At 54.1% G+C, this 24,762-nt stretch carries 24 protein-coding genes, 1 tRNA gene and 1 pseudogene; 21 read left to right on the top strand and 5 right to left on the bottom strand.

What is annotated here, in order from left to right; genetic code table 11:
- Positions 1-10: 10 nt before the first annotated feature.
- The 9 genes from QZ294_RS05385 (at position 11) to QZ294_RS05425 (ending at position 9,812) form a co-directional block, all read left to right on the top strand.
- On the top strand, positions 11-700 hold the full coding sequence (locus QZ294_RS05385) for a helix-turn-helix domain-containing protein (protein WP_297047702.1): 690 nt from the start codon (positions 11-13) through the stop codon (positions 698-700).
- A 1-nt stretch (position 701) separates the two neighbouring features.
- Positions 702-1,895, top strand: a complete 1,194-nt coding sequence (locus QZ294_RS05390; protein ID WP_297047704.1) for a lytic murein transglycosylase — start codon at positions 702-704, stop codon at positions 1,893-1,895.
- On the top strand, positions 1,892-3,127 hold the full coding sequence (locus QZ294_RS05395; protein WP_297047706.1) for a beta-ketoacyl synthase: 1,236 nt from the start codon (positions 1,892-1,894) through the stop codon (positions 3,125-3,127). Before QZ294_RS05390 ends, QZ294_RS05395 begins: the two co-directional genes overlap by 4 nt.
- A 9-nt stretch (positions 3,128-3,136) precedes the next feature.
- Positions 3,137-4,786 carry a class I adenylate-forming enzyme family protein gene (locus QZ294_RS05400; RefSeq protein WP_297047709.1) on the top strand — a complete coding sequence of 550 codons (1,650 nt, stop codon included), beginning with the start codon at positions 3,137-3,139 and terminating at the stop codon, positions 4,784-4,786.
- A gap of 426 nt (positions 4,787-5,212) precedes the next feature.
- Positions 5,213-6,058 carry a 16S rRNA (adenine(1518)-N(6)/adenine(1519)-N(6))-dimethyltransferase RsmA gene (gene rsmA / locus QZ294_RS05405; RefSeq protein WP_297047711.1) on the top strand — a complete coding sequence of 282 codons (846 nt, stop codon included), beginning with the start codon at positions 5,213-5,215 and terminating at the stop codon, positions 6,056-6,058.
- Between the two features lie 625 nt (positions 6,059-6,683).
- On the top strand, positions 6,684-7,010 hold the full coding sequence (locus QZ294_RS05410; protein ID WP_297047713.1) for a hypothetical protein: 327 nt from the start codon (positions 6,684-6,686) through the stop codon (positions 7,008-7,010).
- Positions 7,011-8,462 (top strand): His-Xaa-Ser system radical SAM maturase HxsB, encoded by a 1,452-nt coding sequence (hxsB, locus tag QZ294_RS05415; RefSeq protein ID WP_297047715.1) that lies wholly within the window; start codon positions 7,011-7,013, stop codon positions 8,460-8,462.
- A complete protein-coding gene (hxsC, locus tag QZ294_RS05420; RefSeq protein WP_297047716.1) occupies positions 8,437-9,561 on the top strand; it encodes a His-Xaa-Ser system radical SAM maturase HxsC in 1,125 nt (374 codons plus the stop codon). Before hxsB ends, hxsC begins: the two co-directional genes overlap by 26 nt.
- A 17-nt stretch (positions 9,562-9,578) precedes the next feature.
- Positions 9,579-9,812 (top strand): hypothetical protein, encoded by a 234-nt coding sequence (locus QZ294_RS05425; RefSeq protein ID WP_297047717.1) that lies wholly within the window; start codon positions 9,579-9,581, stop codon positions 9,810-9,812.
- Positions 9,813-10,000: 188 nt separating this feature from the next.
- On the opposite strand, the pseudogene QZ294_RS05430 reads toward QZ294_RS05425, so the two are convergent.
- Positions 10,001-10,315 (bottom strand): annotated as a pseudogene (locus QZ294_RS05430) (IS5/IS1182 family transposase); the annotation flags it as partial.
- Positions 10,316-10,462: 147 nt separating this feature from the next.
- Positions 10,463-10,711 carry a hypothetical protein gene (locus tag QZ294_RS05435; protein ID WP_297047719.1) on the bottom strand — a complete coding sequence of 83 codons (249 nt, stop codon included), beginning with the start codon at positions 10,709-10,711 and terminating at the stop codon, positions 10,463-10,465.
- Between the two features lie 158 nt (positions 10,712-10,869).
- Between QZ294_RS05435 and QZ294_RS05440 the strand changes: the two genes are divergently transcribed.
- Positions 10,870-12,069, top strand: a complete 1,200-nt coding sequence (locus tag QZ294_RS05440; RefSeq protein WP_297047721.1) for an iron-containing alcohol dehydrogenase — start codon at positions 10,870-10,872, stop codon at positions 12,067-12,069.
- Here the strand turns inward: QZ294_RS05440 and QZ294_RS11000 are convergent.
- A complete protein-coding gene (locus tag QZ294_RS11000; RefSeq protein WP_367118395.1) occupies positions 12,023-12,397 on the bottom strand; it encodes an integrase core domain-containing protein in 375 nt (124 codons plus the stop codon). The two genes, QZ294_RS05440 and QZ294_RS11000, sit on opposite strands and share 47 nt — an antisense overlap.
- Before the next feature lie 463 nt (positions 12,398-12,860).
- Here QZ294_RS11000 and QZ294_RS05445 point away from each other — a divergent pair, with 463 nt between their 5' ends.
- The 8 genes from QZ294_RS05445 to QZ294_RS05480 all read left to right on the top strand — a co-directional run bounded on the left by QZ294_RS05445 (position 12,861) and on the right by QZ294_RS05480 (position 20,018).
- Complete coding sequence (locus QZ294_RS05445) at positions 12,861-13,118, top strand: hypothetical protein (protein ID WP_297047723.1); 258 nt, start codon at positions 12,861-12,863, stop codon at positions 13,116-13,118.
- A gap of 145 nt (positions 13,119-13,263) precedes the next feature.
- A tRNA-Glu gene (locus QZ294_RS05450) sits at positions 13,264-13,339 on the top strand.
- 238 nt (positions 13,340-13,577) lie between these two features.
- Complete coding sequence (locus tag QZ294_RS05455; RefSeq protein ID WP_297047725.1) at positions 13,578-14,816, top strand: integrase arm-type DNA-binding domain-containing protein; 1,239 nt, start codon at positions 13,578-13,580, stop codon at positions 14,814-14,816.
- The gene (locus QZ294_RS05460) at positions 14,794-14,961 is read left to right on the top strand and encodes a hypothetical protein (RefSeq protein WP_297047727.1); all 168 of its coding nucleotides are present in this window, start codon (positions 14,794-14,796) and stop codon (positions 14,959-14,961) included. Before QZ294_RS05455 ends, QZ294_RS05460 begins: the two co-directional genes overlap by 23 nt.
- Before the next feature lie 311 nt (positions 14,962-15,272).
- The gene (locus QZ294_RS05465; RefSeq protein WP_297047729.1) at positions 15,273-15,482 is read left to right on the top strand and encodes an AlpA family transcriptional regulator; all 210 of its coding nucleotides are present in this window, start codon (positions 15,273-15,275) and stop codon (positions 15,480-15,482) included.
- On the top strand, positions 15,475-17,256 hold the full coding sequence (locus QZ294_RS05470; RefSeq protein ID WP_297047731.1) for an AAA family ATPase: 1,782 nt from the start codon (positions 15,475-15,477) through the stop codon (positions 17,254-17,256). Before QZ294_RS05465 ends, QZ294_RS05470 begins: the two co-directional genes overlap by 8 nt.
- Before the next feature lie 86 nt (positions 17,257-17,342).
- Positions 17,343-18,566 (top strand): MobV family relaxase, encoded by a 1,224-nt coding sequence (gene mobV, locus QZ294_RS05475; RefSeq protein WP_297047732.1) that lies wholly within the window; start codon positions 17,343-17,345, stop codon positions 18,564-18,566.
- Between the two features lie 234 nt (positions 18,567-18,800).
- On the top strand, positions 18,801-20,018 hold the full coding sequence (locus QZ294_RS05480) for an integrase arm-type DNA-binding domain-containing protein (protein WP_297047735.1): 1,218 nt from the start codon (positions 18,801-18,803) through the stop codon (positions 20,016-20,018).
- A 174-nt stretch (positions 20,019-20,192) separates the two neighbouring features.
- On the opposite strand, the gene QZ294_RS05485 is transcribed toward QZ294_RS05480, so the two are convergent.
- Positions 20,193-20,507: a hypothetical protein gene (locus QZ294_RS05485; protein ID WP_297047737.1), complete on the bottom strand. Its 315-nt coding sequence runs from the start codon at positions 20,505-20,507 to the stop codon at positions 20,193-20,195.
- A gap of 479 nt (positions 20,508-20,986) precedes the next feature.
- Between QZ294_RS05485 and QZ294_RS05490 the strand changes: the two genes are divergently transcribed.
- From QZ294_RS05490 to QZ294_RS05500, 3 genes are all read left to right on the top strand, one after another.
- A complete protein-coding gene (locus QZ294_RS05490) occupies positions 20,987-21,310 on the top strand; it encodes a hypothetical protein (RefSeq protein ID WP_297047739.1) in 324 nt (107 codons plus the stop codon).
- Entirely contained in the window at positions 21,307-22,926 is a 1,620-nt protein-coding gene (gene traI / locus QZ294_RS05495) for a TraI/MobA(P) family conjugative relaxase (RefSeq protein WP_297047741.1), read from the top strand. Before QZ294_RS05490 ends, traI begins: the two co-directional genes overlap by 4 nt.
- Positions 22,927-23,089: 163 nt before the next feature.
- On the top strand, positions 23,090-23,494 hold the full coding sequence (locus QZ294_RS05500; protein WP_297047742.1) for a hypothetical protein: 405 nt from the start codon (positions 23,090-23,092) through the stop codon (positions 23,492-23,494).
- Positions 23,495-23,584: 90 nt separating this feature from the next.
- On the opposite strand, the gene QZ294_RS05505 is transcribed toward QZ294_RS05500, so the two are convergent.
- Positions 23,585-24,310 (bottom strand): hypothetical protein, encoded by a 726-nt coding sequence (locus QZ294_RS05505; protein ID WP_297047744.1) that lies wholly within the window; start codon positions 24,308-24,310, stop codon positions 23,585-23,587.
- Positions 24,311-24,762 lie beyond the last annotated feature (452 nt).

Below are 24,762 nucleotides of genomic sequence, written 5' to 3' on the forward strand. Positions count from 1 at the left end.
GAGCCTTGGCATGTCTTCGTTCGCGGAAATATACGGACGCATCACCCTTGCGACCAACTGCCGAACCCAGATGGAACTGGCAGAAGTGCTGGATATCCGCCAGTCGAGCATTTCCGACGCAAAACGGCGGAATTCCGTGCCAGGCGACTGGTACATGAAGCTTTTTGAAAAATTCGGCCTCAACCCCGACTGGCTCAAGCAGGGCATCGGTCCCATGTACCTCCGCACCGAGCAGGGGTACGCGCCCCAGGACGCGCCGGCCTTTCTGGCGGAAAATACCGCCGCCTACGGCGATGACCAGGCCAAGCACCTTGTGTGCACGGAATTTGCCATGCCCTCCGCCTGGACGGATACCGATGCCAGGCCCGAATTCTCCCCTCTGGGCAAGATCTCCCTCCCGCTCACGCTGGCGCGGCCCGGCATCCTCGTTTTTCGCATGCGGGGCGGCAATATGGCCCCGCTCATCAGCCAGGGGGCGCGCTTCGGCGTGGACACGCGGGAAGACGGCATCACCGGCCAGATCTATGCGCTTTTCGCGCCCAACGAGGGGCTGGTGCTGCGCCGCATCTTTCTTGACGGCGCGCAGACCGCATATCTGTTGCGTTCGGAATCCCCCGATTTTCCCGAAACGACACTCGCGCCGGAACTCGCGCGTCAGCGGCTCCTCGGCAGGGTGGTCTGGACGCTTCAGGAGTTCTAGCATGGGCGCGCCGCACTCACGGCAACTTCCCCTTCCTGTGGCCGGTCCGCACGGAAGTTTCTGGACAACGCCCCGGCGCACAGCGCGCCTTCTCGTCGTGCTCCTTGGCTGCGCCCTGCTCCTGGCGGCCTGCGGAAGCGCCCGCGAAACGGGAACGACGCTTTCCGCCCCGGACACCCGGGCGCCCGTTACGCCTGAAGAGCGGACATTGCCCGAAACAGCCACGCCCGCGCCGGACGCCACCGCCACTGCCGGAGCAGAGAGTGCGGCAGCCCTGCCTCCACAGGCTCCCGCAACCGGCATGGCGCCCTGCTGGCGCCCCCTTGCCGCGCGCCTGAAGGCCGACGGCATTTCCGGGCCGCAGGTGGACGCCCTGCTGGCGACACTTGCGCCAACGCCCTCGCAATCGCCCATGGGCCGCAAGATCCGCGAGCTGTACCGGCGCCGCTTCCTCCCCCGCCCTCCCTCGGCCACGCCCGCGCCCCTGTACTACAAGGGGGTCGTCACGGCAGCCAACGCAGGACTCTGCCGCGACTTCATCGCTGCCCACAGGGCGGCCTTTGCCGCCGCGGAAGAACGCTACGGGGTCCCGCCCGCCATTGCGGCGTCCCTGCTCTTTGTGGAGACGCGCCTCGGCAAGGTGCTCGGCGATGTGCCGGAAAACGCCTTTTATACCCTGGCAAGCATGGCGGTGAGCACCGCCCCGGCCGACATCAGCGACTGGCTTCCGCGCCTGCCCGGCTACCGGAAGCATCTCCCCTGGCTCACGGAAACCATGCAGAAACGCGCCGACTGGGCCTACCGCGAAACACGCGCCCTTGTGGAGCACATGCTCCGCGACCATATCCCCCCCGAGGCGTTGCCCGGCTCCATTTATGGCGCCGTGGGACTCTGCCAGTTCATGCCTTCCAACATTGCCACCTATGGCGCCGACGGCGACGGCGACGGACGCGTCGATCTTTTCAGCGCGCCGGACGCCATCGCCAGCCTCGCCCACTACCTCGCCAGGCACGGCTGGCGCGCGGGCCTTTCCCGCGAACGCCAGCATGCGCTGCTGATGACCTACAATCACTCGCGCACTTACGCCAACACCATCCTGGCCCTCAGCGACCTGGTATCGCAAACGCCCGCCGCCCTGAACCAGGACATCTCCGTCGCGTCGCGCGCCGCCACGATGCACAGGGGCAGGCCATGAACCCCGACCGCATCGTCATCACCGGCATGGGCGCGGTCACGCCGCTGGGCACAGGCGTGCCCGACTACTGGCACGGCCTTGTGCAGGGCCGGTGCGGGGTGGGTCCGCTCACGCGGTTCGATGCTTCGGCCCTTCCTGTTCGCATCGCGGCGGAGGTGCGGCACTTCGATGAAGACGCGCTCCCCCGCGCTGTGGCCCGCAATGCGGCGCGGTTCATGCGGTACGCCTTTCTGGCGGGCACGGAGGCCCTGACACAGGGCGGGCTGGATATTGCCGCCGCTCCTGAACGGGTGGGCCTGACCATGGGCACCGCCATGGCGGGCGTGGCCGAGGCCACCGCCGGCGAGGCCGCCTTCCTCGCCAGCAGGACGGGCAAGGTCAGTCCGCATTTCGTCCCCATGATCATCGGCAATATGGCCGCCGCCCATATGGCTATCCATTACGGCATCCACGGGCCGGGCATGACGCTGGAGACCGCCTGCTCCGCCGGTGGCGATGCCGTCATGACCGCGGCCATGCTGCTGCGCTCCGGCGAGGCGGACGCCATCCTGGCGCTGGGCGGCGAAAGCATCCTTTGCCCGAGCGTGGTCTCAAGCCTCGCCCAGGCGCGGGCGCTCTCGCGGCGCAACGATGCGCCCGAAGCGGCCTCCCGCCCCTTTGACCGGGATCGGGATGGTTTCGTCATCGGCGAGGGCGGCGGCGCGCTCCTTCTGGAAACCGAAGCCCATGCCCGCAGGCGGGGCGCGGCCATCCTGGCGGTGCTCGCCGGGTGGGGCAACAGCCTGGACGCCCACCACATCACCGCCCCCGACCCCACAGGCGAAGGCGCTGCCGCCTGCATGCGCGCGGCCCTGCGCCGTGCCGGTCTGGCGCCCGATGCCATCGGGTATGTCAATGCCCACGGCACATCCACGGGTCTTGGCGACATTGCCGAAACCGCCGCCCTGAAACGCGTTTTCGGCGGTCCGGACACCGCCCCGCCCGTCAGCTCCACCAAGGGGGCGACCGGCCACCTCATGGGCGCGGGCGGCATCACGGAGATCATCGCCTGCATCATGGCCGTGCGCGAAGGCATCCTGCCCCCCACCCTCAATCTGGAGACGCCGGATTCCCAGTGTGATCTCGACTATGTGCCCCGCATCGCGCGTGAGGCGCGGGTGGATGCGGCCATGTCCAACTCCCTCGGGTTCGGCGGCCAGAATTCGAGCATCATCGTTACACGTCCCGCATAGGAGATCCCCATGACGCATACGTATGACGTCGAGCGCTTCCGGGATAATTTCGAACACGAATTCACCTGGCTGAACGGTTTTCTGCGTAATGTCGGCCGTTTTGGCGATCAGCCGGCTCTGTATTCGCCCGAGCTTGACCGCCATTGGACGTATCAGGAACTCAATGCGGACGCGAACCGGCTTGCGCGCGCCCTGCAGGCCGACGGCGCGGGGCGGGGCAGCGTCGTCATGTATATGCTGTTCAACAGTCCGGAATTCGTCTTCTCCTACCTTGCCGGGCACAAGATCGGCGCCATCGGCTGCCCCGTCAACTACCGGCTCTCGCCGGGCGAGCTGGCCCTGCTCATCGATGACAGCAGGCCCCGAATCTTCATCTGCGATGGCGCCTTCGCCCCCGTGGCCCGCCAGGCCTTTGCCATGGCCGAACATGCGCCGGAACGCATCGTGATCGTCTCGGCGGAAACGAAGGGCGAGAACGCCCCGGCACCCGGGGAAACCGCCTATGCGGACTATGTGGCCGGACACCCGGAGACCGATCCCGTTCCGGCGTTCCGCAAGCACATCTATGACGAGACCACGCGCCTCTATACCTCGGGCACGACGCACCGGGCCAAGGCCGTGCCCATCAATGACATCAACGAGGTGCTTTCGGCCCATGACGTGCTCATGCACTTTCCGCTCAATGCCACAGACCGCACCATGAACATGACCCCGTGGTTCCACCGGGGCGGCCTGCATTCGGGAGGTCCCACCCCCACCCTGTATGCGGGCGGCGAAGTGGTCATCCTGCGCGAATTCAACCCGCGCCGCTGCCTCACCCTGGCGGAGAAGGAACGCGTCACCTTTCTCATTGGCGTGCCCTCCATCATCGCCCTGCTGGCCCGCGCGCAGGAACGCTCCCCTGCCGACCTTTCCGCCCTGCGCGGCATCGTGACCATGGGCAGCCCCTTTGAAAAGGCCGCCTGCGAGCGCTACCGCGAACTGTTCACGCCCAATATCTTCAACGGCTACGGCACAACGGAAACATTCTGGAACACGTTCCTCCGTCCCTACAATCTGCCCGAAAAAGCGGGAAGCGCCGGCATGTCCTGCACGGACGACGATGTGCGCGTGGTGCGCCTTGTCACCGAAGGCGCCCATGCCGAGCCGGATGACCTCGCCGCCAAGGACGATACGGAGATCGGCGAGATCATCATCCGTGCTCCGGCAAAATCCGCCGGCTGCTATGTGGGCAACGAGGAGATGACGCGCCAGAAATTCCACAAGGGCTTCCACTATACCGGCGACCTCGGCACCTGGGACAAGAACGAATTCGTCACCGTGGTCAGCCGCAAGGACGACATGATCATCTGTGCGGGCGAAAACATCTATCCCACGCAGATCGAAGCTGTGCTCAACGAGCATCCCAAGGTGGCGGAAAGCGCCGTTGTGGGCCGCCCGGACCGCCTGCACGGCCAGTGCGTCGCCGCCTATGTGGTGGCGGCCGACGAAAGCCTCACGGTGGAGGAACTGCGCGCCCATTGTGCAGCCCACCCCATGCTGCCGCCGTTCAAGCGGCCCCGATTCTACACGCTCGTGAAGGAGCTGCCGCACACGGCCACGGGCAAGCTCCTCCACTACAAGGTACGCGAACAGGCGGAACGCGACGCAAACGAGTGACCAGACGGAAGCGGAGAACGGCAAAAACGGGCACGCGCGGCACCCGGGAAATTTTTCGGCAAAACCTCTCAACTTTTTCTGGAAGTCGCCGATAGGGAACAGTACGCAAGGCGCGGTACGCCCATGTCAGCCACATGGGCACCCCGGCGGAACCCTGAGGTTCCACCCGCCCCGGGGATCGCGCAGCTTGATGCCCCGCGGCATCCGGCCCGCTTCCCGTTGTCGCCGCCCCGGACTGTACGTCCGCCGTTCCAGAACGGTCCGTACTCCGGGGCGGCATGGTTTTTTCGGCAATCTTTTGCCAGAACGATCCGCCGTTCCAAATGCTCCCGGCCGGGCGGCGCCCTTTTTCCCTTGTCTGTGCGAAAGCGCGCAGTGGGCGCGCTTCAGGGATCCGGGCCTTCTGCATCCAACCCTTTCCCCCCTATGAAGCCAACGAGTCCTGACGCGCCGCGCGCCAAAAAAAGCCTCGGCCAGCATTTTCTCCGTAACGAGAGCGTCTGCCGCCGCATCGCGGCCCTGCTGATGCCGCATGCGGAGGACCGGGTCCTGGAGATCGGACCCGGCCCGGGGGCACTGACGCGCGCGCTGGAGGCGCAACCGCACGCCCGCCTGCTTCTGCTGGAAAAAGATCGCCACTGGGCGGTCGAACGCCAGCGATACGGCGCTCCCGGCACGCGCGCCGTCCTTATGGATGCCCTGCGTTTTGACTGGCGGCGGCTCCCCCCGGAGTCCGGCTGGAAGATCACCGGCAACCTGCCGTACAACGTGGCCTCACCGCTCATCTGGGATATCGTTTCCCAAAGCGCTGCCACGCGATGCGTCTTCATGGTGCAAAAAGAGGTGGGCCAGCGCCTTGCCGCTGCGCCAGGCACACGCCAATATGGCGCGCTGTCGGTCTGGGTGCAGGCCCATTGCCTGCCGCGCCTGGAATTCACGCTGGGACCCGGCGCCTTCAGCCCGCCCCCCAAGGTGGATTCGGCCGTCCTCTCCTTCACGCCCGCGCCGCATGGGGAACGGCCGCGCTCTCCCCTGGCCCTGGCGCGGCTGCTGCGGATCTGTTTTCAGCAACGTCGCAAGCAGCTTGGCGGCATTTTCACGCGAGCGGGCCTCACATGGCTTGCCGAGGTCCTGCCCGAGTTCGGCCTCTCGCCCCAGTTGCGGCCGGAGGCCCTCCCAGTGGAAGCCTTCCTGCGCCTCTCCGCGTTGCTGGCAGACAAAACAGCCGGCGAAACGGAAGAAGGGCTGGCCGGCCTGGAAGCCGGCACCTGAACACGGGCGGATCGGCATCCGCACTGTCATATCGTCCAGGTTTAGCCCTCTCGCAAGCAAGCGGAGCGCCCCGAAAGAACAATCCTTTGGGGATTCTGTGCCGACCCTGGAAGTGCCGCGAAGCCGAGGCAGCGCTCGGTGGACCCGTTTGCATGCTCCGCGTTTCCGGGTCAACCACTTCCGGCGATGCAGACGCGAGCAGCGACGGACTCATTCCCCGCTGGCGGCTTTGCGCGCGATCCCCTGACATCCTTCTTCCAGCACGCCGCTTGTGGCCGTCCAGTTCCAGCGGTGAATCCCCCTGGCCGGGCTGCTGTTGCGCCATACCCACACGAATTTTCCGTCATTTTTATCGCGATTCCCCTTCTTCGTGGGACCCGACTCTAGACAAATCCCATTTATACGTTTATTGATATACCTAAAGAAATACAACAAAGAATCAGCGGCAGCTCGGGGCAAGGACAACCGGTCCGAACATGGCATGCGTCACACGCAAAAAACAATGCGCCTGTTTTAAGTTCTCCGGCGCTGTTGACACGTTTTCCGACGGGCTGGAGAAACGGGCCATTGAGACCTTTGCTGCCAGGACCGGGGAAAACAAAACTTCTGAAATGGATGAAAGGTGATGGATGTTCCGTTTCGCCTTGAGGATGATGGGAAATTGGGGATCATCACTGCCGAAAAGCAGTTCTTTACGGGAAAATGCATTCTGGATGTATCCGCCGAGGTATCTTGCCTTTACCATGTGTCCTACGACGCCAGAAGCGATCCCGAAGCAATCATTATCAATGTTTCCCTAAAAGACGAGGACAGGCGATTGACGGAGGATGATTTGCGCGATTTTATGAACAGGCTTATTGACCACCAAAGCTGGCTGGACTTGAACAAGGAATTTGGGGAAATCAGGGAAAAAATTGTCGCGGAGGCTTTTTCTCCGCTCAAGAAGTTGTAAATGTATACCATCCTGCCATTCAACTTCACCCCATTTGATGATTGCCTGCTTCTGGTGAATGAAGCGGGAGTCTTTACCTTTCTTGAACAAAAAGACTTTGACGATTTCATAAGGCACAGACTTTCCGAAACTTCGTCTGTTTTTGATGATCTTGAGAGCGATCTGTTTCTCACAACAGGAGATGTTGATCAGGCCGTTCGCAAACTTGCCGCCAGATATCGTTCCCGCAAGGAATATCTGCGCGACTTCACCAGTCTGCACATGATGGTCATCACCTTGCGATGCAATCAGAAATGCGGCTATTGCCAGGTATCCAGCGCCGATGAGGATTCCATAAAGTACGACATGTCCGTCGAAACGGCGAAAAAAATCGTCGATTTCATCCTTTCCGCCCCCACAGATTTTCCCAAGATAGAATTTCAGGGCGGAGAACCGACCATAAACTGGCCCACTATCGTCGCAACTGTGGAAAGTGCGGAAAGAAGGTCGGCTGAACTCGGAAAAAATGTTGAATTCGTCATATGTTCGAACCTTACCTCCATAACAGATGAGCAACTCCATTTCTGTAAGGATCATAAAATCGCTATTTCAACATCTCTTGACGGAACGCGTGATATTCATGACAAATTCCGCAGGACGCGTTTTGATAAGGGAACATATGATTCTTTTGTCTGCAATTTTAAAAAGGCAAGAGAAATCGTTGGCGACAGGGTCTCCGCGCTCATGACAACCTCGGCAGCGTCCCTGCACAAGCTGGAGGAAGTCATCGACGAATATGTAAGACTCGGCATGGACGGAATATTCATCCGCTCCCTCAATCCTTACGGTTTCGCCGTGGAAAACGCCCAGCGCATAGGGTATCAAATACAAGATTTTACAAAAAAATATCTGGAAGCCCTTGAATATATCCTAAAACTGAATGAGCAACGCTATTTCCCTGAATATTTTGCAACTCTGCTTTTCACGAGGATGCTGACATTCATGCCCACGGGATTCGTGGACCTGCAATCTCCAAGCGGCGTGGGAATAGCAGGGGCAATTTACGATTTTGACGGATCAGTTTTTCCATCCGACGAGGCCCGGATGCTTGCCCGCATGGGCGACAGGCATTTTTGTCTGGGTAATGTCAATGAGGGAACTTTCACGGACATTTTTGGCGGCACAAAGCTGCGGAAAATAACTTCCAGAGCCTGCGTCGAAACGACAGTTCCCTGCAGCTGGTGCGCGTATCAGGCCTACTGCGGAACTGATCCGGTGCGAAATTATCTTGAAAGCGGCAAGGAATGCCGGAATATGGCGGGGACCCCCTTTTGCATAAAACATAAAAAGATTTTTGAAGGACTCTTGCGGATATTGCGGAACGCGGACGACAGACGCAAAGCGATAATCTGGAGCTGGATAATGAACAATCCGGGATTGGCGGGACATGAAACAGGGCAAGGGAATTCCTAACAGCAAATTTGACAGGATCGTCGGCATCGCCACCACAAAGCCTGTTCCCGCGTCCTTGCGCCACAAGCATATCTATGTTGGCGAAACGGCGGGTTTTCATTCCCTCGGCTATGCCGGATGCATTTTTTCCGGCAAAGGCAAGGGCATTTTCCAGCCCGGCGCGATTACGCAAGCCGATATCTCCATAATAAACGACGGTGATATCCTGATACTGGATGACAGCGGAAAGTTTGATTTCGTATGGGAAGTCGGTTCACCACACAATGCTTTTTTTCTGACGGGTAAATGCAATGTGTCATGCCTGATGTGCCCACAGCCCCCCTGTGATTTCGAGAATCTGGCATACGGCGAGGCACGGCACATCCTAAAGCTCTTGCAGGGGCGGGAGATTGCAGACATTTGCCTGACGGGTGGCGAGCCGACACTGGCAAAGGACAAATTCATTGAATTTCTGGCCCACTGCGTGGCTCAGCATCCAGAATCGTATATTTCCGTCCTCACAAACGGGCAGACGCTTGCCGACCTGGATTTCGTGACACGCATTGCCGAAATCGCCACTCCCAATGTGATTTTTTGCGTTTCCCTGCATGGCGACAATCCAGGATTGCACGATGCCATCGTGAACAAGCTTGGCAGTTTTGAAAAAACGGAAGCCGGGATATATAATTTGGCGCGCAAGGGGGTAAAAATTGAAATCAGACATGTAATCACGAAAATGAATTATAAGAGATTGCCACAAATGGCACGCCACATCTACAATTACATTCCATTTTGTAATCATTATGCCTTTATGGCAATGGAACTGCACGGCGAGGCCGTCAAAAACGCCGACCGCATAATGGTAAATCCCGTTCAATATAAAGGGAATCTTGCGGATGCGGCGCTTTTGCTTGAGCGGGCGTGCCTGCCCGTATCACTTTACAATATTCCTTTATGCATGAGCGATGAACGGATAAGACATCTTGCAAGACAATCGATATCGACATGGAAAAATTTTTTCCCGCAAGAATGTTGCTCCTGTTCACAAAAATCCTTGTGTTGCGGATTTTTCTCCACTTCGGAGAAAATATCTATGGAAGATATAAAACCCTTCCATTAATTCAAAGGAGGTCAGACATGAGGAGAATCGTTTACTTCCTGTTCATGGCAATGAGTGTGTTCTCGGTGGGGGCAATCGAGCAACCCGTCCAGCGATCTGCCGATGTCCAGATGCAGCAGGACAAGACGCAACAGGATAATTCTTATTTTTCCGATGTCATGAACAAGGCATCCGATGAAACACTTGTGGCCGCCCACTATAGCCACAGAAGTCATTCAAGTCACAGAAGCCACGTTTCATCCAGGTATTGATCAACGAATGCCGTTCCTGTATAAGTACAATTGGATATACAGGAACGGCATATTGCATAAAAATAAATACCGTTCAAACTAAGTAAAAATTTATAAATATTATCATCATTTTATTAGAAATAAATTTTCTATATATGGTATTTACTTCCATCAATCAATAATTATATAATAATATATCTAGATGCATATCATGTTGTAATCCATATAAATATATTCAATTCAAGAAAATCATTTTCCACAATATTACCGGTGAAATAGATACATCTTCCATAGCAGATCAAAATTTTAAGGATTTTACGCAGTGGAATGACTCCGGATGCCATCTTTCCTGAGATTCCTGCCCGAACATCACTGTCATATCCCTTGTCCGCCAGAAGATATCCGGAAGAAATCCCTTCAACAAGTCTGCACGCCTGCGAGCAATCCGCAACTGTACCCGCTATACCAGATATTCTGCCCGACATACCATGCGTATTCACGACCAGGTGCGCCCTTACGTTGAGTTCTCTTTTGTTCGCTCATGTCTGATTTGTATCGCATGCCCCACAGCGTGCGGATGTGCCTGATATGGTCGGCGGCAGATCTTTCACCGGCGCACCAACGAAGTATCTGGGAAACAGCATCAGGAAAATGCCGATCATCACGTGCCCTCATACTACGAGAGCCTTGGCGTCAGGCAGATGCGGTCCCCAAGCCCTGTCGAATATGCCATGACGACGAGTGCGGCCGCGTGTTCCCCCTTGTTTCCGCGAGAAGAGCAGAGTGCCGCAAAAACAAGCATATAGATGACATTCTCCAGCAATGCTTTCAAAATTTTGCATATATTTCTCCTCGCCTGATTTTATCTTGTTAAATACTTCACTATCCCTGGGCAAATTTTCTGAAAAAGCGTTTGCCATGAAATTTCTTTGCGGTATACTTTATCCTGGTATTCTGCTCATCTTTGCGCTTGTGAAATAATATTTTTTCCTCACCGCATTGACTGAATGTTTCCCTTACGCTACGAAGATACTGTACAAGAATTTTTAACCATTTCATCTTCGCAAAGGAGTTTGCCATGAGCCACGACGTCAAAAACATGTATCATGGGCAGATCACTTCTTTCTTCATCCCCACTGTCACCCTTGTTGGCTCCGATTGCAGCAAGGAAATCCCCAACAGGCTTAAAAGCCTGAACGCCAAACACCCTCTCATTGTTACCGATAAAGGCATTGTTGCCTGCGGCATACTCAAAATGATCACGGACATTTTGGACAAGGCTTCAGTATCCTATGTGGTGTTTGACGGCGCGGTGCCCAACCCCACTGACACCAACGTTGCAGACGCCACTGCCGCATACAAGGAAAACAACTGCGACAGCATCATCACCCTTGGCGGCGGCAGCTCGCATGACTGCGGCAAGGGCGTTGGCTTTGTGGTCAGCAACGGCGGCACCATCCATGATTACGAAGGTGTGGACAAATCCACCAAGCCCTTCCCGCCCTATATCGCAGTGAACACCACGGCGGGCACGGCCTCCGAGATGACCCGTTTCTGCATCATTACCGACACCTCCCGCAAGGTGAAAATGGCTATTGTGGACTGGCGCTGCACACCCAGCGTTGCCATTGACGACCCTGTGCTCATGATGGGCATGCCCCCGGCCCTGACCGCCGCCACCGGCATGGACGCCCTGACCCACGCTGTGGAAGCCTATGTGTCCACAGCCGCCACGCCCATGACCGACGCCTGCGCGGAAAAAGCCATTGAGTTCATCAACCGCTATCTGCGCCGCGCCGTTGCCAACGGCAAGGACAAGGAAGCCCGCGAAGGCATGTGCTATGCCCAGTATCTTGCCGGCATGGCCTTCAACAACGCCAGCCTGGGCCATGTGCACGCCATGGCGCACCAGCTGGGCGGCTTCTACAACCTGCCCCATGGCGAGTGCAACGCCATCCTCCTGCCCTACGTCTGCGAGTACAACCTTATCGCGGCCCGCCGCCGTTTTGGCCGCATCGCCAAACTGCTGGGCGAAAGGACCGAGGGCCTCACGGCCAACGATTCCGCCAAGTCCGCCATCAAGGCCATCCGCGAGCTGTCTCAGGATGTGGGCATTCCCGAGGGTCTCGTCGCCCTGGGCAAGAAATATGGCAAGGAAGTGCGCGAGGAAGACATCCCCGTCATGACCGCCAATGCCCAAAAGGACGCCTGCGGCCTTACCAACCCCAGGATCATGACCGATGAGGCCGTGGCCGCCATTTACAAAAAGGCCCTCTAGTGTAAGATGTCAACATCTTGTTCCCGTACCCGGTAGCCGGGAAGCTGGCGGGTTCCTGCCAAGAACCATGTGGACGCTGGAAATTGTACCGGTACGTCCATATGGGCAAGTCCTGAGTGCGTTTCCAGGAGTGGGTATATGTACATGCATATGCCCACTCTTTTAATGATGTTCTGATACATCGTTCCGCATGCCCAGTGGTGTGGTGAGAATACTGTCGTGTCCGTTTATGCTGGATTCCGAGTTCCCGGCACGCGTGACGGAACTTCCACGACTTGCAGCAGGCTCCGTTGTCCGCGAGGACTCGATCCACCATGATACCTATCATGACACCGCGTTCCAAAGGAACTCCACGACAGATTCCGCGGTCTCGTCCGCATGGACCGCTGTATATGCCAGTCGTGAAGCATCGTCCACGCACACATGCAGGTATTCTCAGCCCGGTTCGGCCTGACGCAAGATCCCGATGATGTGCTCTTCGCTGAATCGACTTCGTCGGGCACGCCCCTTCGCCCCGCCTTCAGTCGCGTCACTGGGCGATTTTTATCGCTCATGTACGTGAGTATACTCCCACCCAAAATCGTCCGCTTCCTTGGCAGAGCAAAAAAATCTTATTTTTTAGGACCGTTGCGGCGACATCCCCGCCCGAAGCGGAGCCAAGGGCGGCCAGAGGAAAAACCTCTTTTCCTCACTGAAAAAAACATAACGGAGTTTCATGAGTCCTGAACCTCGTTCCGCCCCGGTGCGCATGCGGCCTTGTGCGTCCGCCGCAAATCTGCTAAAACGGCGCTATGAAAGAACTCGATCCGCACGCCATCCGGCCGTGTCTTGCCTGCGGAGGCACCGACGCGCATCTGGAGTCCATGCTTCCGCCTGGTCGCCGTCAGGAAGTCTGGCGCGTGGTCTGCGCCTGCGGCCAGACCCTCCAGCAGTGGTCCGTGACCCAGGGCGCCGCCATCCGCGCCTGGAACCGCAACCTGGCGCTGGAGACGGATACCCTCGCCCCTTCCCGGGAAGCTGCCGCATCCAGGATGCACCCCAAAGGCTGATTCCCCCCATTCTTCCCCGCGCACAAACGGAAGGGCATGCTGATCTTCAAAATGCTCAGAATGTGTCAAGGGTCAAATCCTCCCATAAGGAAACTCCAAAATAGTGCTTGACGGACAGTTTGGTATCACGTAGAAAAAGTTCGCTGTCACCATCGTCTATCCGGTTAGGACGGCGGCCTCTCAAGCCGCTAAGACGGGTTCAAATCCCGTTGGTGACGCCAAATTTGGGTATAACGAAGAATGCCAAAGTCCAAAAGACCTTGGCATTCTTCGTTTTTTCCTTCCAATACGGTTTCCCGAAGTCCAGCCTCGTCCGCTTGCATCCAAACATTTTGTAGGTATATCCGTAGGTAGAAATGTGGTACGGCATTTTCGATACCTACATGGATAACCGGCCGGAATACAAAATTTTTTGTCCATGTGGGCATCTCTCCGTCCAACGACAACCAGGGAGTGCCCATGCCTCTTACCGATACCCACATTCGCAGTCTGAAACCCGACATGAAGCCCCGCAAGTATTTCGATGGCGGTGGCCTGTTCCTCTATGTTCCCACCAGTGGCAGCAAATTGTGGCGGATGGCGTACCGTTACGACGGAAAGAGTAAACTGCTCAGTTTCGGGGAATATCCCATCGTCTCGCTCAGAGATGCCAGAGAGCGGCGCGAGGATGCGCGGCGTCTGCTGGCGAAGGGTGTTGATCCTTCCCTGCAGAAACGGGAGGCAAAACAGGCCAGAGTCACAGCCGAGCGCGAGAGTTTCCAGGGCATCGCCAAGGAATGGCATGAAACCCACTTGGCCGAGTTTTCCGAAAAACATCGAGGAACCGTCATGTACAGGCTGGAGACATACATCTTTCCAGCTATCGGCAAGACGCACATCGCCAAACTGGAAACACGGGATGTCATGGATGTGGTCAAACCGCTGGAGCAGCGGGGAAACCATGAGACGTCCCGGCGCGTGCTGCAAATCATCAGTCAGGTTTTCCGCTATGCGGTCATCACGGGCCGGGCGAAACACAATGTCGCGGCTGACCTTCGTGGAGCCTTGCGGCCGAGAAAAACCGTCCACCGGGCGGCAGTGCTGGAACCGGAGAAAGTCGGGCAGCTTTTGCGGGACATCGACAACTACGAGGGCTATTTCCCTCTGGTCTGCGCCCTTAAACTGGCTCCTCTGGTTTTTACCCGTCCCACTGAACTCCGCGCCGCACAGTGGCAGGAGTTTGATCTTGAAGCAAAGGAATGGCGCATTCCTGCCGAACGCATGAAGATGCGACGGCAACATCTTGTGCCGCTGTCCGAACAGGCGCTGTCCATTCTCCGGGAGCTTCAGAAATACTCCGGCGAGGGGAAATACCTTTTCCCCTCCATTCGCACCGAAACCCGTCCCCTGTCGGATATGACCATGCTCAACGCCCTCCGGCGCATGGGCTACCAGAAACACGAAATGAGCGTGCACGGCTTCCGTTCCATCGCTTCCACGCTGCTCAACGAACGCGGCTATAACCGGGACTGGATAGAGCGCCAGCTTGCCCACGGCGAACAGAATGAAGTTCGTGCGGCCTACAATTATGCGGAGTATCTGCCGGAAAGGCGCAGAATGATGCAGGAATGGGCTGACTATCTGACAGGATTACGCGACGCTGCATATCAGAAAAAAGCAATCTCAAGGAGGAAACATGAACGAGGACGCGATGAATGACCATGATATTTGCGTCTCCATTGGAAAAATTGAAGAAGAGTCCCAGATAACAACCAGAGATACCGGCTGGAGTGAGGAAGAAAAGGAGCACATGCGGCAGGCCGGTTATGATGACATGGACATGATCCGTGCGTGGTACAGCTGAAAAACGTACTGTAAGCCTCTTGGCGGCACAGATTGTACGGAGTAACGAACTGTACAGTCCGTGCCGTTTTTTGTGTTGTTCATCAATGGAAGGATGAAAAAATATTCTTTTTATTTCACAAATTAAAGAAAACTATTGCATGAAGGAAGGATTTTTTCTGAAAAAATGCTTTCGATGCACATCGGTATCCATCGTTATCGTACGGTATCGTACTCTGTAAATCTCTATTCTACTTCTTCAAACAACGTGTATTTATTGAACAATTGTGCTATAGTACTCCGTAACCATCAACTTTATACGGAGTTATCGCTATGGCATCAGATATCCCCTCCACTGGTTTTCTTCGGCTTCCGCAAGTTCTGGAACTTTTTCCCATCAGCAAGAGCGCATGGTGGAAAGGCTGTGCAACCGGCCGTTATCCAAAGCCACTGAAGCTTGGCCCGCGCACGACCGTCTGGCGCGCCGAGGACATCAAGGCGTTCATTGAAAACGCTGGTAAGGAAGGAGAAGGCCATGAATGATCTTCTCCACACTTTCCATGATGTGCTTGGTCAGCATGGCCTTGTCCCTGAAGAAATTTTTGCGGACGGCAATCTTCATCGTTGCCCCACAGAAGGCAAGCCCCACAAGCGGAATGGCGCGTATATCGCCCATCTGGACAAACCGGCCACCCTCTGGTGGTGCAACTGGGAAACTGACGACCAGGGCACGGTCTGCGCCGAAGAAAAGCAGACACTTTCATTTGCGGAAATGTCCGCATGGCGGGAACGCCAGCACTCCATCCGGCGACAGAGGGAAGAAGAATGTACCAGACGCCATGCGGAAGCGGCCCAGCAGGCAAGACAGGAATGGAATGCGGCAAGAGTGTGCGACGCCAGCCATCCCTACTTGTGGCGCAAGGGCATTCCAGCTTTGGAAGGCATACGGCAATCGCGGGACGGTACTCTGCTTATCTCGGTTCTGGATACCGCAAACAATCTGCAAAGCCTGCAACGCATCTATCCTGATGGAACCAAGCGCTTCCTCATTGGCAGCAAGGTCTCAGACGGCAGGTTCATCATTCAGGGGCAGCCGGAAAAGCCGATAGCCATCTGTGAAGGCTTTGCCACTGGCGCAAGCATCCATCTTGCCACTGGCTGGACGGTCTATATGGCTTTCTCCGCAAATAATCTTGCACCAGTTGCTAAGAGCGTAAAAGAACAGTTTCCAGACAGCTCAATCATCATTTGCGGCGACAAAGACGAAACCGGACGCAGCAAAGGCGAGGAAGCGGCCCGTCTCGCAAACGCTCAACTTGTGCTTCCTCAATTCATCAGCGGGAACGGCACAGATTTCAATGACCTCCACCAGATTGAGGGCCTTGAAGCCGTCCGTTCTCAACTGGAAACAGCCCTGACCAAACAGCACGGTCTTGTTGCCCTGGACATGAGCGAGTTCCTGTCCATGCAGATACCTGACCGGGGCTATCTTCTATCGCCCATTTTGCCGGTTCAAGGGATAGGCATCCTCTATGCTCCGCGAGGCGTGGGCAAAACCTTTGCCGCCCTGAGCGTGGCCGTGGCCGTCGCCTCCGGCGGCGCGGTGTTCAACTGGCGCGCGCCCATGCCCAAGAAGACGCTCTATGTGGACGGTGAAATGCCTGCCACGTCCATGCAGAGCCGATTGTCCTCACTTGTGGGCGGCATGGCCATCCCGCCGCAGGCGCTGAAAAACCTTTCACTCATCACACCGGACTTGCAGCCGTGCGCCATGCCGGATTTGTCCACATCCAACGGGCAAGCCATGATTGAGCCGCTCCTGAAAGGCGTGGACATGGTTGTGCTGGACAATATCGCCACACTCTGCCGCACGGGCAAGGAAAACGAATCGCAGTCCTGGCAGGCCATGCAGGCGTGGCTTCTGGATCTGCGCCGCAGGGGCATCACCGTTCTCCTGATTCACCATGCCGGAAAGTCCGGCGACCAGCGCGGCACCAGTGCGAAGGAGGACATCATGGATACGGTCATCAGCCTTCGCAGGCCCAGGGAATACGCAATGGCCGAAGGCGCGAGGTTTGAGGTTCATCTGACCAAAGCCAGGGGCATTCTCGGCGATGACGCCAAACCTTTCGAGGCCAACCTGATTACCGAAGGCAACGCCCTGCACTGGCAGGTTCGGGAAATTGAGGATGTGGAGCTGGAGGAGCTGAAAAGGTTGCTTGGCGAGGGCTACAGCATCCGTGACTGCGCCGAGGAAATGGGCAAATCGAAATCGGCTGTCCACAGACTGAAAAGAAAACTGGAAGGTCTTGATTGAGCCTATTTTCAGGTGTCCCGCTGTACCGCTGCTTAAGCGTCGGTACAGCGGGACACCTGTTTCCTACAGGATAAGGAAGTTTCATTATGTCCACACTCGTCCTGCACATGAGCAAGTTCAAAAAGGATGCCGTTCGCGGCATCCAGTCGCACAATAGGCGCGAACGCGAGAGCCATTCCAACCCTGATATTGATTACAGCCGAAGTGCGGGAAACTACGACCTTCATGAATCAACCTCCGACAACTACGCGCAGGCCATCCAGAATCGCATTGACGATCTGCTCATGGTCAAGGCTGTCCGCAAGGATGCCGTGCATATGTGCGGTCTGATTGTCAGTTCGGACAAATCGTTCTTTACCCGCATGGGCAAGGAGGAAACCAGGCGGTTTTTCGAGGAAGCCGCGGCCTATCTCACGGATTTTGTCGGCAAGGAAAACGTCATCTCCGCAATGGTGCATATGGATGAAAAGACGCCGCACATGCACTTTCTTCATGTGCCGGTGACGCCGGATGGACGGCTCAGCGCCAACAGCATTTATACCCGCGCCAGTCTGAAAAAGCTGCAAACCGAGTTGCCGAACTACCTGCAAAGTCGAGGCTTTGAGATTCAGCGCGGCGTCGAGCAGAAACCGGGGGCAGCGAAAAAGCATCTGGATACGCGGGAGTTCAAGCAGCAACAGGAGGCTCTGAACAATCTGATTCTGGAATCTGAAGAACTTGCCCAAAATTCCCGACAAATCCTTGATGATCTGGAACAGCGTGAAGAAGAACTGAAAAAGAACATTGAAGCGTATGAGCGACAGGCTGAAGAGGCGGAAAAGATTCTTCGGGAAGATTCCGCTTTACCGAAGGCATCCATGTTCAACTACCAGTCCGTGCTGAAAAAAGTATCCTTCATCATTGCCGAGCTGAAAAAGGCGCTTGCCGTCACACACATTGCTCAAAAGCAGAAAGAAAACCTGCAAAAGGAAGTGGAGGCGTTACGCAAAAAGCAGGCACAGCTTGAAGCGGAATACACGGCTCACAGGAAACAAAGCCATGAGGAAAAAGAGGAGATGGAGACGCTGTTGAAGAAAATGAAAAGACTCATGGCAGGCTATCAGGAGTTTTTGCGTCAGCCGGAAATCCGCCCGCTGCATCTCGACTTTGTGGAGCGCAAGCGAGCCGAACAGCTCCAGCGTCAGCAGGAAAAGGCACAGCAGAAGCGCGAACGTCAGGAAGAGGAAGCCCGGCAACAGGCCGAGCGAGAACGGCACATCCAGCAAGAGCCGGAAGCCGTGACCCAACGCCGTCGCTCAAGGATGCGCTGACCGTCCGCCGGGAATCCCGACTCGAAGGCGAGTCATAGCCCACTAGGCTACAATTATAAGATTTTACCGGACGGCATTAGACTAAAAATTTTTATATTTACAACTAGTTATATTGCAAATGCCAGTATTGAGGAGTATCAAAATCCATTGACCTCCAAGACTTTTAGGGGTATTTTTAGGGGTATGAAAACGGGACGTCTTTAGCGATTTTTATGCCGATTATGGAGGCTTGTCATGCCCAGAGTCATCAAACCGCTTACAGCTGTCCAAGTCAAGAATGCGAAACCCCAGAACAAGCCCTACAAACTTTATGATGGCGGCGGCCTGTTTTTGTTGGTCACTCCGGCCGGGGGAAAGCTCTGGCGCTTGAAATATCGACAGGAGAACGGCAAGGAAGGGCTTCTTTCCTTTGGTTCATACCCGGCGGTATCTTTGGAACAGGCACGGCGAAAACGTGACGAAGCGAAGCAGCAAAAGGCATCCGGGAACGATCCGGGACAAATTGCTCGCGCCGAGAAGGCCGAAAGCAAGTCGCTTGCCAGAAATACCTTTGGAGCTATTGCCGGGCAATGGATTGATTTCATGGGCTCCAAGATAGCTCCGCAGACCCTGAAATATTACAATTCCCTCATGAAGAATTATCTTCTCCCAAATTTCGGGGACATGCCTGTTAAAAAAATCAAACCATCGCACTTGATAGAGGTATTCAGAAAAATTGAGGAAAAAGGGACTTTGTACAGTTCAAAGCGATCATGCCAGATTTGTTCAAAAGTCATGCAGTATGCGGTTGCCCTTGAAATCATCGAAATCAACCCTGTCCCATCCATTCGGCAATTACTGAAGGTTCCCAAATACGGCCATTTTTCAGCTGTCACCGCCCCTGAATCATTGGGCAGTATCTTATACAAGATAGATCAGTACAAGGGATATGGTACTATACGCAACGCCTTGCGGATGATGCCGTATGTTTTTGTACGCTCCAGCGAGCTTATGAATGCTCAATGGAAAGACATGAATTTTGACGCCTGTGAATGGCGCTACACAGTTCACAAAACAAATACCCCCCACATTGTTCCCCTGGCTCCCCAGGTAATTGCCATTCTCGACGAACAAAGAAAAATTTCCGGGGAATGCGAGCTTGTTTTTCCCGGTTATCACGACAAGACAAAGCCCATGGGACCCAGTTCACTGTGCAGTGCTCTCCGCAAGCTGGGAATACCTTATTCCGACATGACTGTTCACGGGTTCCGGGCCACAGCGCGCACCCTTCTTGATGAGGTTTTGGGCGAACGCTATGAACATATTGAACACCAGCTTGCCCACGCTGTTCATGATCCGAATGGTCGTGCCTACAACCGTACCGAGCATCTTGTCGAGCGTAAAAGGATGATGAACAGATGGGCTGCATATCTGGATGAACTGCGGGAAAAGGCCCGACCTGCGAACCCGTAATCATACATTATCCTGTTTTCCTATCGCTTTTGGCATGAGCGTAGTACAGTGTCTCCGAACGGGGACACATGGAAAATCAAAATTCAAAAAGATATTTCTATAAACGCAACTGTCATCTTCAACATGCGGCGCGGTCAAAGGTTCATGCATTGGCCGCGCCGCTTCTCTTCCACCTCATATCCTGTCCGGGCTTCCCTGCTTCCCCTTTTCCCCCGCGTCACCGGGGAGAGCCGTGTCTTTTCCCAACCCTTCTCCATCCGTTGCAAGCTCCGGTTTCGGAGCTTTCTCAAACAGCCCTTGCAGCCTGGCAAGCGGAACCGATACCCCGGCCTCCGCCAGCAAGTCCCGGATGTCCTGTAACGTGTAGCCCTGCCGCATGGCCTTTTTGATGCCGTTGACCAGAAATTCCGCGACTTCCCCGCGAGTCTTTCCCGCCTCTTTCACCGGCAGATTGCGGAGCTTTTTCCGGGCGGTCTCTATCTGTTCCATTGTATAGCGTCGAGCTGTTGCCACAAGCATCACCTTCCTTGTCAAAAATTCCTTTTCCTTTCCAATACCACGGTAAAAACTTTATTGACAACTTTTCTTACCGGACAAATGCGTCCCAAACTGGATAGATACGGACGCTATTCCACAAATACGGACAATTCCTTTTTTGCACTTTTTCATCTTCTAATCCTATTTCCGCCGGAATGTATTGTTCAAGGAAAAACAATACCGTCTTTTTGTCTTTTTCTCTGGCCTTCAAGCGCATTTTTCATCTATGCTTGCGCCAAAAGAGGAAGCATGGCGCAACTGATGCGCCAGCCGAAGGGTGAAGGTAGTGTTCCAGAGACTGAGGAGCGTTCTTCTTTACAGGATGGTAGCTGTCTGACAACAGCTCGCATCCTGCCAAAGGCTTCGCCTCTGGACTCCAAAGAGCGTTCGGCGCTTCGCTTCTCACGCTCGCAAAAAGGCAGGAAAGGCAGATGGAAAAGCGGAAGGCGGCAAACAGATTTCAGAGGCGACGGACGCTCCGGCTTACCGCCGAGGAAGACGACAGATTGACCAGGCAGGCCGTGACAGCCGGAATCTCCGTTTCCGAATACATGCGGCGATTGTTCTTCGGCTGCAGGCCCATCATCGCCAGAACGGATGACCAGACCATCCGGGAACTGCGGCGGCTTGGGGGACTGCTCAAGCATCATTTTGACGTGGTGAAGCATACGGGAAACGCAGCCACTCTTGCAGAACTGGACGCCGCCTTGTGGGAAGTCCGGGTAGCCATTGAAGCCCTGAGCGAAAAACAATGATTGTCAAAAAGCTCAAGCGTACCAGCTTCAAGAAATCCAAGTCCACCATGATCGGTGGTCTGGTGGACTATATCCTTGCCGAACAAGACGACAACGGGAAAGACAAACTTGCTTTCGCCGGAAGCAGAAATTTCCTGACCATGACTGTTGCCGCGCAGAAAAGGGAGATGATTTCCCTTGCCGAGGAATCCATCCAGAGCAAAATGCCGGTCACACACTGGATTCTGTCATGGCAGGAAAACGAACAGCCTTCCCGTGAACAGGTGGATGAGGCGGTCAGTCTCTTTCTCCGGGGAATGAGACTGGCCGAACATCAGACGATCTACGCCCTGCACAAGAACACGGGAAATTATCACCTCCATATCGTCGTGAACCGGACGCATCCCTATACGGAAAAGGTAATTCAGCCGCACAGAGGTTTCGATATCGAGGCGGCGCACAAGATTGTTGCCGCAATCGAACACAAACAGGGTTGGGCGTCGCAGATGAATGCCCGCTATCGCGTCAATGAACAGGGATATGTGGTCAAAAACCTCCAGCGGCGGGAACAGGTAAAACCCAAGCCCAAGGCCGAGGACTTTGAAAGCGCCACGGGCGAAAAGTCCGCACAGCGCATTGCCCAGGAACGCGGCCATGCCGTCATCCAGAACGCCTCCTCCTGGGAAGAACTTCACGCCGGGCTGGATGCGGTCGGTCTGCGTTTTTCCCGCAAGGGTTCCGGCGCGGTGATTTTTGTGGGCGACACGGCGGTCAAGGCGTCCAGCGTGGACAGGAATTTTAGCATGTCCAAGCTGTGCAAGCGGCTCGGCGAGTTCAAACCCGGCTACTACTCCGAACAGGCATTCAAGAAGTCCGCCCCAGAGCCGGTCAGTCATGTGTGCCGAGAGGAATGGCAGGAGTATCAGCAGGAGCGGCAGAGGCTGGCAGAAGAAAGACGCCTCGCTAAGGCGAAGCGGGAGGAAGAATGGGAGGCACTGGAACGGCGACAAACAGAGCGCCGTGAGGCGGCTACGGCCCGTCTTGCCGCGCACGGGCTTTCCGTATTGAACATTGCCCGGCATTTCCTGAAAGAACAGGAGCGGCAGGAAAAAGCGGTATTGCGGGATAGGCAGTCTCAAGCAGAAAAACCGGAACGGCTCCCCCGCTTCAAGCACTGGCTCGGCAAGCGCAGTCCGCATCTTGGCAATCTGTGGCGTTTTCGGAGAAGGATCGCTCCCGGCGTGGAGGTCAGGAAACGCGAGTTCCCCAGGGTCGGTACATTGGCTTCCCCGTATGCCGCCTACCGGGAAATGGTCAAAAAGCGTTTTCCCGAAAAGATGGACGAATCACGGCTGGATGCGGCCATTGTTTTGTACATGCGCTGTGCCGGGTACACGCCACAGGAAGTTGCCAACGAAGTATTCAGACACACCCCCGCCCGCCCCACGGGACAGAGCCGTGATGAACGGATAGAGTACGGGCGCAGGGTGGTCTGGTACGCCTTCGGCACGGCAGGAGATATTGATATTGCAAATGTGCAGCCTACGATGGAGCATATTCAGAAGTTCAACCTTGAGGCTGAGAAAATGGAACGGGAGAGAACACAGCAGGAGCATCGCGCGTTTCGTTTACGCTGAGCCAGTCCTTTATATGCACCAGCGTTCAGCTTTGCCAATTCAAGCAATGGTAAATAAAGCTCTCTAGGATATAAAAATCTTTTCGTTGACCAGAGCGTGCAGCTTGAGTATCATTAAACTAACCTGCTTGAATAAATCATCTCTCGCGGATGGAGTTTTCATTATGGTAAATTTCTATTTTGGGTTGAGATGGAGCAGAGCAACAATTAATTGGGGCTATCAGGGTAAGCGAGGTGTATTGTTAGGATATAAAAAGTCAGCGAAAGATGGCAATATCAATTTTTCATCTTATACTGGATTTTATGTGTTATATAATAATGATAGAGCGATTTATATATCAAATTCTTGGTATGAAAATCAAAAAAACAATAGTTATTTAATGTATGATTGTTTAAAGCGACACACAAAACAAAAGAAAATTTGGAATTATTTTTCATTTATAGTTAAGGAAAATACCAAAGCTAAAATTGAGCTTGTTTACCTTATAGATGCCATGATTAATTACAAATTAAACCATTCAATATACAATACAAAATATGTATTAACTGAACTTTTTCAACATATTTAGCTCTATAAAAAGTACAATTACATATTTGTTGATTTTTTGTACTAATACTTCCAATAAGCTAGCTTACAGGGATATAAAATTTCAGCGTGATTACATCCATGGTGTCCATGTAAAGGCAGATAATTTATTATCTTCCCATCTAAAGGTGTATATTCTTCTACTAGTTGTCTTGGCAATGAGAAGCTCCCGCAATACGAGACTCGCAAGATCAATACGTTTGAATATGTCTGGAGTAGAATCTTTCCAGATAATAGCGATATCGCTAATCAGATTATAATTATTATTTGATATCGAATAAATTTTCAACCCAACACCATTATAATACTGTATGTATTTATAAGAAGAAAGCTCTGTCCCAGTATATCCATAAACTGGTTTTGTTGTTGTCGTTCCATGAATGACAAAATTGTTCCTAGTACCTCCACAAAATATATTATTTTGTGTTTCATAATGTGTTATTCCATATTTCGGAATTGCGTTATATCTAGTTTCTTCATTGGATTCTTTGATATAATTAATTGTAACAAAATAATTTGCTTGTGATAATAGATTGACAACATGGAGACCAAGGTTTTGAAATACAGAGCGAACGCTATTTTCTATATTTACATAAATTAAATCATTGTTTTGTAAAGATTTGTCAGGGGCAAGAAAAAATTTATCCTCATTACTTAGGTTAACTTGTGGGGAAAATTGAGATTGCGTATTGAGACTAAATGAGGAAATATGCGTGCAGGAACATGTCATTAAACACAATATACATATAAGATATATTACATATTCACTATAAAAATTTCTGAATCGGTAGAAATACATTGGAACCTCCATGCTCATTACACAATGTTTATTATTTACTGCATTTTTAACTCTATTGTATTTCCTAATTATATAGCAGTATTAAAATGATACCCGATACTATCCAAGTTGCTGTAGGATAACTGCCGGGGGCTTTTTTTGCAAATTTATTTTATACAAAACATATCAATAAGTTATAGCTAAAATTTATTGGCATGTACCAAAATCTTTCGAGAGACCTCTCGTCCTGCGAAAAACTGAATTCGGGATGTTGTTCGGCCATGTACTACTTCATCCACATGTATCCAAAAATTTTAGGGGTATTTTTTAGGGGTATCATAAATAATTATAGATTTTAATTCATTGATATAAAACAAAAAATTATATTTTTAGCGTAGCCCACTAGGGTTTACTGCGTAAACCCGTGGGCAAGCGTGCCGCTTGACCGCCAAAGGCAAAAGACAAATCGGGGG

This window comes from uncultured Desulfovibrio sp. (assembly GCF_910584445.1).
In the GTDB taxonomy this organism is placed as follows: Bacteria; Desulfobacterota; Desulfovibrionia; order Desulfovibrionales; family Desulfovibrionaceae; genus Desulfovibrio.

Coding starts and splice junctions, on each gene's coding strand:
- QZ294_RS05400 (WP_297047709.1), top strand. CDS start 3,137: ATGACGCATACGTATGACGTCGAGCGCTTCCGGGATAATTTCGAACAC.
- QZ294_RS05465 (WP_297047729.1), top strand. CDS start 15,273: ATGGCATCAGATATCCCCTCCACTGGTTTTCTTCGGCTTCCGCAAGTT.
- QZ294_RS05490 (WP_297047739.1), top strand. CDS start 20,987: ATGGAAAAGCGGAAGGCGGCAAACAGATTTCAGAGGCGACGGACGCTC.
- QZ294_RS11000 (WP_367118395.1), bottom strand. CDS start 12,397: ATGATAGGTATCATGGTGGATCGAGTCCTCGCGGACAACGGAGCCTGC.
- QZ294_RS05395 (WP_297047706.1), top strand. CDS start 1,892: ATGAACCCCGACCGCATCGTCATCACCGGCATGGGCGCGGTCACGCCG.
- QZ294_RS05505 (WP_297047744.1), bottom strand. CDS start 24,310: ATGTATTTCTACCGATTCAGAAATTTTTATAGTGAATATGTAATATAT.
- hxsB (WP_297047715.1), top strand. CDS start 7,011: ATGTATACCATCCTGCCATTCAACTTCACCCCATTTGATGATTGCCTG.
- QZ294_RS05460 (WP_297047727.1), top strand. CDS start 14,794: ATGAACGAGGACGCGATGAATGACCATGATATTTGCGTCTCCATTGGA.
- traI (WP_297047741.1), top strand. CDS start 21,307: ATGATTGTCAAAAAGCTCAAGCGTACCAGCTTCAAGAAATCCAAGTCC.
- QZ294_RS05440 (WP_297047721.1), top strand. CDS start 10,870: ATGAGCCACGACGTCAAAAACATGTATCATGGGCAGATCACTTCTTTC.
- QZ294_RS05425 (WP_297047717.1), top strand. CDS start 9,579: ATGAGGAGAATCGTTTACTTCCTGTTCATGGCAATGAGTGTGTTCTCG.
- QZ294_RS05485 (WP_297047737.1), bottom strand. CDS start 20,507: ATGGAACAGATAGAGACCGCCCGGAAAAAGCTCCGCAATCTGCCGGTG.
- mobV (WP_297047732.1), top strand. CDS start 17,343: ATGTCCACACTCGTCCTGCACATGAGCAAGTTCAAAAAGGATGCCGTT.
- QZ294_RS05500 (WP_297047742.1), top strand. CDS start 23,090: ATGGTAAATTTCTATTTTGGGTTGAGATGGAGCAGAGCAACAATTAAT.
- QZ294_RS05410 (WP_297047713.1), top strand. CDS start 6,684: ATGGATGTTCCGTTTCGCCTTGAGGATGATGGGAAATTGGGGATCATC.
- QZ294_RS05455 (WP_297047725.1), top strand. CDS start 13,578: ATGCCTCTTACCGATACCCACATTCGCAGTCTGAAACCCGACATGAAG.
- QZ294_RS05390 (WP_297047704.1), top strand. CDS start 702: ATGGGCGCGCCGCACTCACGGCAACTTCCCCTTCCTGTGGCCGGTCCG.
- QZ294_RS05480 (WP_297047735.1), top strand. CDS start 18,801: ATGCCCAGAGTCATCAAACCGCTTACAGCTGTCCAAGTCAAGAATGCG.
- hxsC (WP_297047716.1), top strand. CDS start 8,437: ATGAAACAGGGCAAGGGAATTCCTAACAGCAAATTTGACAGGATCGTC.
- rsmA (WP_297047711.1), top strand. CDS start 5,213: ATGAAGCCAACGAGTCCTGACGCGCCGCGCGCCAAAAAAAGCCTCGGC.
- QZ294_RS05445 (WP_297047723.1), top strand. CDS start 12,861: ATGAAAGAACTCGATCCGCACGCCATCCGGCCGTGTCTTGCCTGCGGA.
- QZ294_RS05385 (WP_297047702.1), top strand. CDS start 11: ATGTCTTCGTTCGCGGAAATATACGGACGCATCACCCTTGCGACCAAC.
- QZ294_RS05435 (WP_297047719.1), bottom strand. CDS start 10,711: ATGGCAAACGCTTTTTCAGAAAATTTGCCCAGGGATAGTGAAGTATTT.
- QZ294_RS05470 (WP_297047731.1), top strand. CDS start 15,475: ATGAATGATCTTCTCCACACTTTCCATGATGTGCTTGGTCAGCATGGC.